The 12149-nt window shown below is 74.5% G+C and carries 13 protein-coding genes; 8 read left to right on the forward strand and 5 right to left on the reverse strand.

Features of this window, described 5'->3' with window-relative positions; translation table 11 throughout:
* Positions 1-37: 37 nt before the first annotated feature.
* Positions 38-676, reverse strand: coding sequence for a hypothetical protein (locus OG389_RS25515; protein ID WP_328300773.1), 639 nt, complete (start codon positions 674-676; stop codon positions 38-40).
* A gap of 239 nt (positions 677-915) precedes the next feature.
* Here OG389_RS25515 and OG389_RS25520 point away from each other — a divergent pair, with 239 nt between their 5' ends.
* A complete protein-coding gene (locus tag OG389_RS25520; RefSeq protein ID WP_328300774.1) occupies positions 916-2166 on the forward strand; it encodes a hypothetical protein in 1251 nt (416 codons plus the stop codon).
* Positions 2167-2319: 153 nt separating this feature from the next.
* Positions 2320-3108 (forward strand): hypothetical protein, encoded by a 789-nt coding sequence (locus tag OG389_RS25525; protein ID WP_328300775.1) that lies wholly within the window; start codon positions 2320-2322, stop codon positions 3106-3108.
* A gap of 99 nt (positions 3109-3207) precedes the next feature.
* On the opposite strand, the gene OG389_RS25530 is transcribed toward OG389_RS25525, so the two are convergent.
* Positions 3208-3717, reverse strand: coding sequence for a hypothetical protein (locus OG389_RS25530; RefSeq protein ID WP_328300776.1), 510 nt, complete (start codon positions 3715-3717; stop codon positions 3208-3210).
* A gap of 275 nt (positions 3718-3992) precedes the next feature.
* Here OG389_RS25530 and OG389_RS36825 point away from each other — a divergent pair, with 275 nt between their 5' ends.
* The 4 genes from OG389_RS36825 (at position 3993) to OG389_RS25550 (ending at position 7133) form a co-directional block, all read left to right on the forward strand.
* A complete protein-coding gene (locus OG389_RS36825; protein ID WP_443059457.1) occupies positions 3993-4490 on the forward strand; it encodes a transposase in 498 nt (165 codons plus the stop codon).
* Positions 4491-4547: 57 nt separating this feature from the next.
* Complete coding sequence (locus OG389_RS25540; protein ID WP_328300777.1) at positions 4548-5399, forward strand: sulfurtransferase; 852 nt, start codon at positions 4548-4550, stop codon at positions 5397-5399.
* Positions 5400-5402: 3 nt separating this feature from the next.
* Positions 5403-6203 carry a HEAT repeat domain-containing protein gene (locus OG389_RS25545; RefSeq protein WP_328300778.1) on the forward strand — a complete coding sequence of 267 codons (801 nt, stop codon included), beginning with the start codon at positions 5403-5405 and terminating at the stop codon, positions 6201-6203.
* A gap of 138 nt (positions 6204-6341) precedes the next feature.
* Complete coding sequence (locus OG389_RS25550; RefSeq protein WP_328300779.1) at positions 6342-7133, forward strand: DUF4097 family beta strand repeat-containing protein; 792 nt, start codon at positions 6342-6344, stop codon at positions 7131-7133.
* A gap of 106 nt (positions 7134-7239) precedes the next feature.
* On the opposite strand, the gene OG389_RS25555 is transcribed toward OG389_RS25550, so the two are convergent.
* Positions 7240-7449, reverse strand: coding sequence for a hypothetical protein (locus OG389_RS25555; protein WP_328300780.1), 210 nt, complete (start codon positions 7447-7449; stop codon positions 7240-7242).
* Positions 7450-7481: 32 nt separating this feature from the next.
* The gene (locus OG389_RS25560) at positions 7482-7967 is read right to left on the reverse strand and encodes a DUF4259 domain-containing protein (RefSeq protein ID WP_328300781.1); all 486 of its coding nucleotides are present in this window, start codon (positions 7965-7967) and stop codon (positions 7482-7484) included.
* A 192-nt stretch (positions 7968-8159) separates the two neighbouring features.
* Between OG389_RS25560 and lon the strand changes: the two genes are divergently transcribed.
* A complete protein-coding gene (gene lon, locus OG389_RS25565; protein WP_328300782.1) occupies positions 8160-10556 on the forward strand; it encodes an endopeptidase La in 2397 nt (798 codons plus the stop codon).
* 95 nt (positions 10557-10651) lie between these two features.
* Entirely contained in the window at positions 10652-11128 is a 477-nt protein-coding gene (locus tag OG389_RS25570) for a MarR family winged helix-turn-helix transcriptional regulator (protein WP_443059458.1), read from the forward strand.
* A gap of 109 nt (positions 11129-11237) precedes the next feature.
* Here the strand turns inward: OG389_RS25570 and OG389_RS25575 are convergent, their stop codons facing one another.
* A complete protein-coding gene (locus OG389_RS25575; RefSeq protein ID WP_328300784.1) occupies positions 11238-12011 on the reverse strand; it encodes a protein phosphatase 2C domain-containing protein in 774 nt (257 codons plus the stop codon).
* Positions 12012-12149: the final 138 nt, after the last annotated feature.

Below are 12149 nucleotides of genomic sequence, written 5' to 3' on the forward strand. Positions count from 1 at the left end.
GAGGTCGCCGTCGCCCGGTGCGTGCGTCGCCGCCCCCTCAGCGCGGTTCGAAGGGCGGCAGGGCGGCCATGACCTTCTGCAGGGGCTGCGGCATTGTGGTCTGGTCGGCGGCGACCTCGTAGCCGGCGTACCGGAAGGCGTACGTGAACGCGTCGATGACCGGCCGGTCGGGCTTCGAGATCCGGGGCAGACGGGGGAAGTCCGCCTCCTCGAGCGCGGTGCGCAGTTTCGCGAGACCGGCCGCCGGGAGCTTGTCGCGGTCGACCGTCGCGGCCTTCGCGTCGAGCCGCAGGAACGATCCGTCTTCCCGGATGATCAAGGTGCTGGCCTTCCCCGTCATGCCGCCGCTGCGAGTGACCACGACGAGGGTCGCCTCCGAGGCGGACGGCGAGGCGCTGGGCGCGGGGGCGGACGAGGAGGTGCCGGGCACGGGCTGCGTGCCGGTGCCACCCGTGGTACCGCTGCCGGGGCTCTGGCTCTGTCCGGCGCTCTGCCCGGGGGACGGCGTACCCGCGTCCGTGGCCGTAGCCGAAGGGGTGCCCGTGCCGGTGCTCGTCCCCGGTGCCGGGGAGGCGCCGTTCTTCGCCCCGCCGGAGGAGCACCCGCCCAGGGCCGACACCGCGGCCAGTGCCACGGTCGCCGCCACCAGGCCGACTCGCCATCCGCGTGCTCGCACGCCCCACCCCCGCAAGTATTGGGCTCGAACCCCGAGTATGGAGTCAGCACCACCCGTACGGATAGCACCCGGAGGCCGACATCCGCCGCTTCGCCCCCTGGCGCTGGCTGCCGCCGCTCGCCGCCGTCGCACTCGGCCTCTGGGGACTCCCGCGCGGCGGCTCCGCCTGGCGCGACGAGTCGGTCACGTGGCAGGTCGCGCACCGGCCGCTCGGCGGGCTCTGGGAACTGCTCGGCCAGGTGGACGCCGTGCACGGCCTCTACTACCTCCTGATGCACGCGGTGTTCGCGCTGGCGGGCGACGGTGACGGGGGCGGTGGTATCGGCACCGACGCCGGCCTGTGGGCCCTGCGCCTGCCGTCCGTGGCCGCCACCGCCCTGGCCGCCGCGGGCGTGTCCGCCGTGGCCCACCGGCTGGTGGGGGACGGTGCGGGTGCCGGCGGGCGGGGGGATCGGGTCGCGTTGCTGGCCGGGCTCGGGTACGCCGTGCTGCCGCCCGTGCAGATGTACGCCCAGGAGGGCCGTTCGTACGCCCTCGTCGCCGCGGCCGTCGTCTGGGCCACGTACCTGATGCTGCGCGGGCGATGGGTCGCCTACGCCGTGGTCCTGCTGCTGGGGTGCTGGCTGCACGAGTTCGCCGTACTGGCGCTGCCCGCGCACGCGTTCGCCGCGTGGCGTTCGCGCGGCTGGCGGCTCGCCGCCGGGGCCGTGGTGGCCGGGTTGCTGCCGCTCGCGCTGGTCAGCGCGCGGCAGGCGCAGCAGCAGCTGGGCTGGCTGGGGCGGCCGGGCTGGCAGGACTGGGCGGCGTACGGGGCGGTCGCGGCCGCGGCGCTGCTCCTGTCCCGGGGGGCCGCGCGGGAACTCGTACGCGTCGCCCTGCCGCTGACGCTGCTGCCGCCGGGACTGCTGCTGGCCGTCTCGCTGGTGCACCCCTGGTACGTCGACCGGTACGTCCTCTACTCGCTCGCCGGCCTCGCCCTCCTGGCGGGCGCGCGGCTCGCGGGGGCGCGCGGCTGGTGGGTGTGGCCGCTGGTCGGAGCGCTGCTGGTGCCGGTGGGGTGCTGGTCCGTGTGGCTGCGTACCCCGGAGAGCCGCAAGGACGACGCGCCGGCCGTGGCGGCGGCCGTCCGAGAGCTCGCGCGCCCCGGGGACTCGGTGCTCTTCCTCCCCTCACGGCGGCGGGAGTGGCTGCTGTCCTCGCCGGAGCTCTACGGGTCCCTGCGCGACCCGGCCTTGTCCCGCACCCCGGCGGCTTCGCGGAGCCTGCAGGGCGTTGAGCGGAGTCCGGAGGGGATCCAGGAGGCGCTGCTGGACCCGGCGGTCGGGCGGGTGGTCGTACTGCTGGACCCGGCGGGGGAGCCGGTGGACGGCTACCCGGCGGAGGCGGTGAAACGCCAGACGCTGGTCTCCGCCTTCGACCTGTGCTCGGTGACGGAGGTCCGGGGCGCCCGGGTGGCCCTCTTCGCCAGGCCGGGCACCTGCCCGGAGTAGGCCGAGGCGGGCGGCCGTTGGGCCGGTTGCTGCTGGCGAACCATTTCTGCGGTTCACGTCCAGGTGACATGGCGTGCCCGGGGATTCTCCCGGAGGTGGGGTGGGAGGGAGCGTGGGGTTGTTGCTCCCCCCGCTGAGATATGGAGAGTTCCCGTGTCCGCAGTGATCCGAAGGACCGCCACGACTGTCGTGGTGGCCCTGGCCGGTGTCATGGTGGCGTGCCCCGCCCAGGCCGGTCCCCTGCGGAGGGTCGACGCCGCGGTGTGGCGTGCCCAGGACTCGCCGGCGGTGTTCACGGAGCCGGGCCAGCACACGCTGGTGCTGCCCGAGGGCAGCGGTACCTACAGCGTGACCTTCACCGTCCGCGGCGCCGGCGGAGGCGGGGGCACCTGGGCCACCCGGACGCTGAGTCGCGGCGGGGGCTGGAACGGCGGCGGCGGCGGGGCGGGCGGCACGGCCGTGTGCACCGCCACGCTGGCGGCCGGCTCCACCGTGACCGTCGTCGTCGGCGGAGGCGGCGCGTCCGCGGTGTACACCGGCGCCGAGCCGGCACCCTCGGCCCTGCTCGCGCAAGGCGGCGGTGGCGGTGGCGGAGGAGGCGCGGGCATCAAGCTCGGCGGCGTCGGCGGCGGCAACGGCACCGGCGGCCCGGGTGTCAACGGCGAGGACCTCGGCGGCGGCGGTGGCAAGGGCGGCACAGCCACCTGCAGCGAACCCGCGACCGGAAGCACCGCTCCCGGCGGTGACGGACGTGGCGGCGGCGGACAGGACTCGGGCTGGAGCGCCGGCGGCACCGCCGCTACCCCTGCCTCTCCCGGACACGGCCTGAACGACAGTCAGGGAGCCGGAGGCGAAGGCGAATCCGCTGACGCCGATGGGAAGGTGAGGGACCAGGTCGGGGGCTCCACCGGATTCGTGGCCGTCACCTGGACCACCGGCTGAAGCCGTGGCACCTGCGGGTGCGGATCCGATTCATCCGGACGGATCCGCACCCACCCCGCCGCGGGTGTCCGGGGGGCGGACACCCGCACAGGGCAGCTCCTACGGGGCCTCGTCGGTGCCTGCCGGCAGGTGGCGGAAGGACCAGGAGTGCAGCGATGCCAGCCGCACCGTCCGCTCGCGCGGAGCGACGTGGGCGGAATCGAAGTACGGGGCGCAGCCCTGGAGCGAGACCAGATGGGCGACGTAGCTCCCGGCGCTGCGCGGCATCCGGTGGGCCCGGACGCGGATGCGGGCGGGGCCCGTGTCCGGGGCCTGTTCGATGAGCGAGGGCAGGGCGTGCAGGGGTGCTATCACCTCGGTGAAGGTGTCCCGCGCCATTTCGAGCATGCGCCAGGGTGAGGCGCGCTCCTCCCGGCGCCCTTCCCGGTGCTCTTCCCGGCGGTCGGCGGCGACGCGGGATTCCGGCCCGCGGCAGACGAGCACCGCAAGCCACGGGACGCGGAGCCTGGCTCCGGTGGCGTCCCGTTCCCAGGGCAGCCGCGCACCGTGCAGGACGACTTGGGGTGCCACCGTGCTGAAGTCGCCGCTGCTTCCGTCGTGGGGCAGCACCTCGTCGATCGACCCCGGTCCGAGTCCTAGTCCGAGTCCGATTTCGCTTCCGATTTCGCTTCCGCGGAACGGCGTTCCGTTCGGGTTTCCCTCCTCGACGCCCATCATCGGTTCCCTTCTCTGAGCCGGGGAACGGCGCTCTGCCGACCCGGATGGGGCCAGCATCAGGTGCCGCGACCGCTGGTACCACCCGTCCCCGCGGTCATGTGGCCGTCTCATTTCGATCACTGGAATCGGTCGCTGTGGATCTTGTGGAACGGCTGGTGCCCGATGAGATGTGGGACCTGTTCAAGCGCGTCGTGCCCCGCCATCCCGAGCGCCGCCAAGGCGGCGGACGGCGCCGCTACGGAGACCGCGAGGTCTTGGCCGCCATCGTGTTCGTGACGACCTCCGGCTGTTCCTGGCGGCAACTCCCGCCGTCTTTCGGGCCGTCCGGCCCGACCGCGCACCGACGGTTCACCGAATGGACCCGTGCCCGCGTCTGGACCAGGCTCCGTCACCTCATCCGCCGGGAAGAACACGCACGGGACCTGCGCCGGTGGGAGCACGCCGTCATCCGCGCCCTGGCCCCGCGCACCCGCTCCGTCGGCCGGCCCGGCAGGGCGACCGGCCAGAACCTGCGGCGCGGACTTGACCAAATGAGACGTACCCGCCGGACCGTGAAGCACGGTGAACCCCGGCCCGCGGAGGCCCGGGAGCCGAAACGGCGCGGTTGCGCCGCCTCGCCCATACGAGGGAGTGCCCCGCCCGGGCGGCAGGAGGGCGGCGCGTAGGAGGATGGGGCGGGGGGCCGGTGGGTGGGGCCCGTTCGCCGATGCCGGAGGTGCCGCATGGCCGTTGCCCGTTCTCTCGCGCTGCCCGGGCCGCTCGTCGACGGCGACTGGCTCGCCGAGCGGCTCGGGACGCCCGGACTGGTCGTCTTCGACGCCTCCGTCGGCGCCCACCGCGACGCGGACCGCCGCATCCCGGGCGCGCGCCCCTTCGACCTCGACGGAGCGCTGTCCGACCACGGGGCCGCCGCCCCGCACACTATGCCGGGAGCCGCCGCCTTCGCCGGGGTGATGCGCGACCTCGGCGTCGACGACACCAGCACGGTCGTCGCGTACGACGGCGCCGGTGTCTACTCCAGCGCCCGCGCCTGGTGGATGCTGCGCGCCATGGGCTTCGACCGGGTCGCCGTCCTCGACGGCGGGCTGCCCGCGTGGCTGGCCGCCGGGTGGCCGGTGGAGGAGCGCGGACCGGCGTACGGGGGCCCGCGCGGCTCCTTCACGGCCCGGCCCCGGGCCGGGCTGCTGGTGGACGCCGCCACCGTCTCGGCGGCTCTGGCCGATCCGGCCGCCGCGGTGCTCGACGCCCGTACCCGCGAGCGGTTCGCCGGTACCGCCTCCGAGCCCCGCCCGGGCCTGCGCGGCGGCCACATGCCGGGTGCGGTGAGCCTCCCCTTCGGCGAACTCCACCGCCCCGACGGCCTGATGCGCCCCGCCGCCGAGCTGCGCGAGGCCTTCGGTGACGCGGCGGGGCAGCGGGAACGGCTCTACTTCAGCTGCGGATCCGGGGTCACGGCCTGTGTGCTCGCGCTCGGCGCCGACCTCGCCGGGTACTCCGACATCGCGGTGTACGACGGCTCCTGGAGCGAGTGGGGCATGCCGTCTCCGGACCGTCCGGTCGTCCAGGGGTCCTGAGCGATGGCGATGTTCGTGCACCTGACCTCGGCGGCCAACGCGCCGCGCATCCGGCGCTCCGGGATCCGGGCGGCCAGCCACGGGCAGGGCGGTGCGCGCGGTGTCTACTGCTTCCCGGTACTGCCGTCGTACACCCTCACCCACCAATGGCTGCGCGAGCTGGCCCGTTTCGGTACCCGGGGCGGGCTCGTGGCCGTCCACGTGCGGCTGGCCGACGCCCAGCCCGTGCTCGTCGGCCGCTACGGAGACCGGGCGCGGGGCGCCCAGGCCACCGTTCCGGCGTCGGAGGCGGTGCGGCGCATCGCGGTACTGGAGGATCCGCGCGGGTGGGAGGTGTTCGTACCCCGGGCGGTCCGGCCGGGCGAGGTGCACCGGGTCCGCGCCGCGCCGCAGGTGGCGGGCTGGCGGTACCTGCCGGACGCGCACGGTGTGCGGCCCTGCACCTGCTTCGGGTGCCGGGTGCGCGGCGGGTACGGGGCACGGCGCCTGCGCGAGCGGTTGCCGCATCCGCTGGACGGTCCGCCGCCGCCCGCGCGGGTACTGCTCGCCCGGGTCGCGGCGGCCGGTGAGCCCGGGGACCCGGCCGCGCTGCGGGAGGCGCTGCACTGGTTCGGCATGCGCCGGCGGGGCCCGCTCGCCCAGTTGGGCCACCTCGCCGGCCACCCCGACCCCGGGGTGCGGGAGGAACTGGTGTGGGCGGTCTCCCGCTGGTCCACCCCGGGGGTCACTGAACTGCTGGACGCCCTCGCCGACGACCCGCACCCGGACGTCCGGGAGGCGGTGGAGGCGGTCCGCGCCGAATAGGGCCGAGCAGGGCCCGCCGGCGGCCAACTCCCCGTAATCCACCGCCCGGGCCCAGCCCCCCCCGGGGGGTTAACCCCACCAGGGATCCGGGCACGTGCACCATGCCGCCGAGGCTCCGGCGGCGGCACGATCGGAGGCATGACGACGAAGACGAGTCCGCGCGGCACGACGGCCGCCACCACCGCCACGTACACCGCCGTTGCACTCGCCACCGGGCTGCTGCTCACCGGGTGTTCCGTCGGGTCGCTCGTCACCCGGGGTGGTCCGGAGAAGACGGCGAGCGCCGACACCACCGTGACCGGGGCCGTCACCGCGGTCGACGTGGCGGACGCCCGCAGCGGATCGATCGAGGTCGTCGCCGGCACCGGCCCGGGCGTCGCCGTCCGCCGTACGGTCCGCTACCGCGGCGACCTCGTGCCCGAGCCCGCACAGCGGGTCTCCGGCGGGGTACTGACCCTCACCAACGGCAGCTGCTCCGGGCGGTGTGCCATCGACTACCGGCTGGAGGTCCCGGCCTCCGCCACGGTCCGGCTCGACAGCAGCAGCGGCCGCATCACGGTGGCGGGCGTGGCCGGTGCCGACATCGCGACCTCCTCCGGCGCGGTCGGGGCCGTCCGGATCTCCGGCCCGCTGAAGATCCGTACCTCTTCCGGCTCCATCACGGCCGAGGCGCTGGCCGGACCGGGCGCGGACGCCCGTTCCGACTCCGGCGACGTCCGCCTGGCCTTCGCGAAGGCGCCGGGGGCGGTCGCCGTGGAGACCTCCTCGGGCGATGCCAGGGTGAGCGTCCCGCAGGCCCCGTACGCACTCGACGTCTCCACCGACTCGGGCGAGCGCGAGGTCACGGTCCCCGCGGACCCGTCCGCCACCGCACGCCTCGCGGTGCGCACTTCGTCGGGAGACATCAGGATCTCGACGGCGGCGGTCTGAGCCGTCCGAGTGGCCTGAGCCGGCCGAGCGGTCCGATCCGTCCGAGCGGGCTGGTTGGACTGAGCCGTCTGGTGGGACCGAGCGGTCCGCCGGGCCGGGCGCCGCGCTACGGAGCCTCCACGACCTGCCAGTCCTCGATCGGCTTGGTCCGGAACATCGCCCGGTACACCCGCCGCGTGAGCACTTGCGCGCCCGGCCCGTACTCGTCGAGCTCCCCGAAGGCCTCGGCGGCGGACTCGTAGACGAACTTCTTGCCCTTCGCGTTCCGGATGACCCACTCCCGGACGGCGGTGACCCCCACGCTTTCCACGTACATGCACCGAGAGTAGCTCTGCCTCGAACGGGCGTTCAGGCAGGGCTCACGCCGGAGCGGTCGTCCGCCGGCGCGGGGGGCAGCAGGGAGTTCCGGAGCCCGGCGACGGTTCCCCGCCAGGGGCCGGCGCTGTCGGTCTCGCCCCAGAGCTCCATGAGTTCGCTGGGCTCGGTGACCACGCGGTCGAGGGCCTGGACGGCGAGGTCGCGCAGGTCGGCGGAGAGCCGGGGGACGGGCGAGTCCGGGCCGTAGGCGGTGGTCACGGGCTCGCCCCCCGGGCATTGCGCGGCGACCAGGGCCGCCGCGGCGACCGCCTCCACCGCCACGTCCTGGTCGAGGTACTCCTCGGTGCCAGTGGTGCCAGTGGTGCCGGCGGTGCCAGCGCTACCGGCGGTCCCGATGGCGCGGACCAGGGCCTTGCGGATGATGGCCTCCCGCTCCTCCCGGGGCGCCTCGTCGAGGTCGCCGGCGAAGTCCGCGGCCGTGTCGTTGTCGAAGGGGCCGATGTCCCAGGTGCCCATGTCTCTCCCTCTGCCCGTGGTGATGGTCCGGCCGTGCGCGCGGCGATGTCCGGCATCGTGCCAGCGGCCACTGACACCGGGGTCCGGGGCGTTCACCGGGTGTTCGCCCCCGGCGAACGGCGGTTGGGGAACATTGCGGCACGCACATGCATTGAGTCGGCATAGCTCAACTTCACTGCCGGAGGGAAGATCATGGCTTCGACGTCCGTAACGCTCACCCTGCCTGTGCTGCCGCTTGACGACGAGGTCGTGCTGCCCGGGATGGTCGTTCCGCTGGACCTGTCCGATGCCGAGGTGCGGGGCGCCGTGGAGGCCGCGCAGGCCGCCGCCGCGGGTGGGAAGCCGAAGGTGCTGCTCGTGCCCCGGATCGACGGGACGTACGCCGGGACCGGCGTGCTCGGGACCGTGGAGCAGGTGGGACGGCTGTCCGACGGGGATCCCGGGGCGCTGATCCGCGGGCGCGGGCGGGTCCGCATCGGGGCCGGGACGACCGGGCCGGGGGCCGCGCTCTGGGTGGAGGGCGAGACCGTGGACGAGGCCGTCCCCGATCCGCTGCCCGGGGCCGTCACCGAGCTCGTCAAGGAGTACAAGGCGCTCGCCACCAGCTGGCTCAAGAAGCGCGGGGCCTGGCAGGTCGTGGACCGGGTGCAGCAGATCGAGGGCGTGGGCGCCCTCGCGGACAACTCCGGGTACTCGCCCTTCCTGAGCACGGCCCAGAAGGTCGAGCTGCTGGAGACGGCGGATCCCGTCGCGCGGCTGCGGCTCGCGGTCAAGGCGCTCAGCGACCACCTCGCCGAGCAGGACGTCGCCGAGTCCATCGCCAAGGACGTGCAGGACGGCGTCGACAAGCAGCAGCGCGAGTTCCTGCTGAAGCGGCAGCTGGAAGCCGTCCGCAAGGAACTGCGCGAGCTCAGCGGGGAGAAGGAGGGGGAGGAGTCCGACGACTACCGGGCCCGGGTCGAGGCCTCCGACCTGCCCGAGAAGGTACGGGAGGCCGCCCTCAAGGAAGTCGACAAGCTGGAGCGCTCCAGCGACCAGTCCCCCGAGGGGTCCTGGATCCGCACCTGGCTGGACACCGTCCTCGAACTTCCCTGGAACGAGCGGACCGAGGACGAGTACGACATCCGCGGAGCGCGCGCCGTCCTGGACGCCGAGCACGCCGGGCTCGGTGACGTGAAGGACCGGATCACCGAGTACCTCGCCGTGCGCAAGCGGCGCTCCGAGCGGGGCATGGGAGTCGTCGGCGGCCGCAGGGGTGGTGCCGTGCTGGCGCTCGTGGGCCCGCCCGGGGTGGGCAAGACCTCCCTCGGGGAGTCCGTCGCCCACGCCATGGGGCGCAAGTTCGTCCGGGTGGCCCTCGGCGGCGTCCGGGACGAGGCCGAGATCCGCGGGCACCGGCGTACGTACGTGGGCGCGTTGCCCGGCCGGATCGTACGGGCGATCAAGGAGGCGGGGTCCATGAACCCGGTCGTCCTGCTCGACGAGATCGACAAGGTCGGCTCCGACTTCCGGGGCGACCCGGCGGCGGCGCTGCTGGAGGTTCTCGACCCGGCCCAGAACCACACCTTCCGGGACCACTACCTGGAGGTGGAGCTGGACCTGAGCGACGTGGTGTTCCTCGCCACCGCGAACGTGCTGGAGGCCATCCCCGAGGCCCTCGCCGACCGCATGGAGCTGGTGCGCCTCGACGGCTACACCGAGGACGAGAAGGTCGTCATCGCCCGTGATCACCTGCTGCCCCGGCAGCTGGAGCGGGCCGGCCTGGGCGCGGAGGAAGTGGTCCTGGAGGAGGACGCGCTGCGCAGGCTGGCGGGGGAGTACACCCGCGAGGCGGGCGTACGCACCCTGGAGCGGTCCATCGCCCGGCTGCTGCGCAAGGTGGCCTCCCAGCACGAGCTCGGGGAGCGGGAACTGCCGTACCGGATCGGCGCCGGCGACCTGCGGGACCTCATCGGACGGCCGCACCACGTACCGGAGTCCGCGCAGGACCCGTCTGAGCGGCGCACCGCCGTACCCGGAGTGGCCACCGGTCTCGCCGTGACCGGGGCGGGCGGTGACGTGCTGTTCGTCGAGGCCTCGCTGGCCGATCCCGAGACGGGCGCGGCCGGGCTCACGCTGACCGGCCAGCTCGGGGACGTGATGAAGGAGTCGGCGCAGATCGCGCTCAGCTTCCTGCGCTCGCACGGTGCCGAGCTGGAACTCCCGGTCGCCGACCTGAAGGACCGGGGCGTGCACATCCACTTCCCGGCGGGCGCGGTACCCAAGGACGGCCCGAGTGCGGGCATCACGATGACGACGGCGCTGGCCTCGCTGCTCTCCGGGCGGCAGGTCCGCACGGACGTGGCCATGACCGGTGAGGTGTCGCTGACCGGGCGGGTGCTGCCGATCGGCGGGGTCAAGCAGAAGCTGCTGGCCGCGCACCGGGCGGGGCTGACCACCGTCATCATCCCGAAGCGGAACGAGGCCGATCTGGACGATGTACCGGCGGAGGTGCTGGAGGGGCTGGAGGTGCACCCGGTGACGGACGTGCGCCAGGTGCTGGAGCTGGCCCTCACCGCCGACGCCGTCCCGGTGACGGCCGTCGCCTGACCCGGCCCGCCCGGACGGGGCCCGGGATCCCTCCCCCGGACTCCGTCCGGGGGGACCGCGGCGGGGTCCCGGGCCCCCGGCGTACCCGCTGCGAAATACTGGTGCCCCACACACCACCGAAGGAGCGGGACGTGCACGGGAGCGAAGACCAGGAGTTCCTTGCCCTGGAGCGGGAGCTGTCCGTCTTCCTCCGGCGCGCCCGCGCCTCGTCCGGGGAGATGGCGCGCGCCCTGCACCCCGAGCTCGAACCGGCGGCGTACGGGCTCCTGGTGCGCCTGGAGGCCGCCGGCCGACAGCGGGCGACCGAGCTCGCCGGGTACTTCGGGGTCGGCAAGGCCACGATGAGCCGGCAGCTGCGGGCCCTGGAGGTCCTGGGCCTGGTGGCCCGCGAACCGGATCCGGCGGACGGCCGGGCCTTCCTGGTCGGGCTCACGGAGGAGGGGCGGGAGCGCTTCCTGCGGGTCCGGGGCGCCCGCCGCGAGCAGTACATGCGCAAGCTCGCGGACTGGGACCGGGGGGAAGTGGCGGAACTGGCCCGGCTCCTGAACCAGTTGAACGCGGGCGAGGAGTAGAGGAGTGGCGCAGGAGGGGCGTAGCGCAGGGGGCAGGCGATCCCTACGGGCACTCAGGCCCCACAGCCGCCGAAGCCCCCACAAGCCACTGAAGCCCCCGCCGCCGCCCCTACAGCTCCGCGTACACCGCCGACGCGTCGTCGTGGCGTTTGCCGCGGCGGTGGGGGCGGCCGGGGTCCGATTCCAGGGCCCGGACGCGGTCGATCAGCGACTGCGCGCCCTCCTTGCGCAGCACGGCCAGGCACTCGGCCCAGTCGCCCTCCCCGAACGTGTCCGTCCACCGGCTCGCCCCGTCGGTGAGCGCCGCCAGCGCCCGGACCTCCGCGCGCGGCGTCCGCCCGGTCACCGCGCGGGCCGCCACCGCCGGGTCCGCGGCGGCGGTGAAGAAGCCGCCCTCAGCATTGCGCAGCTCGTCCGCGGAGGCCTCCGTACGCAGCCGCTCGCGCGGGATCCGGTCCAGCCGGTCGTCGAGGACCGCCCGCACCTCGCCGCCGGGCGCCTGGAGGAGGAGTACGGAATCCGAGAGCACCAGGTGCTCGATCCAGGACCCGTCCCAACGGACCACGACCACCGTCGCCTGCGGGGTCCGCACGTGAGAAAGGTCACAGGTGTCCCGGTGCGTGTCCGCGGTGGCCCCGATGGCCGCCGCCAGGATCCGGTCCAGGGGCATGTCCCTTCGCGATCCGGACAGTTCGGTCAATCGGCCGCCGAGGCGGGCCGCGAACCAGGGGACTCCGTGCGCGCACCCGGTGTCGCCCGGCGGCGGGGTGACCCCGTCGAGGGCGACGAGGACCCCGCCGCCCGACGCGGGCACCGCGGCCGACACCCAGTCCTCGTTGGGGCGTTCCGGGTTGCCGGGGGCCGAGGAGAGATCGATGCGCATGGGGACATTCTGCCCGCGTGGGGCGTCGTGGGGCGGTAAAACCCGGGAAAGGTACGGACCAAAGCGGGATGAGTGGGGCGGGTGGGGCAGAAGGAAACGCCCATGGCCAGTGGGGTGACCGCCGGTATGTGGGCGGGC

The sequence above is a fragment of the Streptomyces sp. NBC_00435 genome (genome assembly GCF_036014235.1).
Lineage (GTDB): Bacteria > Actinomycetota > Actinomycetes > Streptomycetales > Streptomycetaceae > Streptomyces.

Coding starts and splice junctions, on each gene's coding strand:
- OG389_RS36825 (WP_443059457.1), top strand. CDS start 3,993: ATGTGGGACCTGTTCAAGCGCGTCGTGCCCCGCCATCCCGAGCGCCGC.
- OG389_RS25540 (WP_328300777.1), top strand. CDS start 4,548: ATGGCCGTTGCCCGTTCTCTCGCGCTGCCCGGGCCGCTCGTCGACGGC.
- OG389_RS25545 (WP_328300778.1), top strand. CDS start 5,403: ATGGCGATGTTCGTGCACCTGACCTCGGCGGCCAACGCGCCGCGCATC.
- OG389_RS25550 (WP_328300779.1), top strand. CDS start 6,342: ATGACGACGAAGACGAGTCCGCGCGGCACGACGGCCGCCACCACCGCC.
- OG389_RS25555 (WP_328300780.1), bottom strand. CDS start 7,449: ATGTACGTGGAAAGCGTGGGGGTCACCGCCGTCCGGGAGTGGGTCATC.
- OG389_RS25560 (WP_328300781.1), bottom strand. CDS start 7,967: ATGGGCACCTGGGACATCGGCCCCTTCGACAACGACACGGCCGCGGAC.
- lon (WP_328300782.1), top strand. CDS start 8,160: ATGGCTTCGACGTCCGTAACGCTCACCCTGCCTGTGCTGCCGCTTGAC.
- OG389_RS25575 (WP_328300784.1), bottom strand. CDS start 12,011: ATGCGCATCGATCTCTCCTCGGCCCCCGGCAACCCGGAACGCCCCAAC.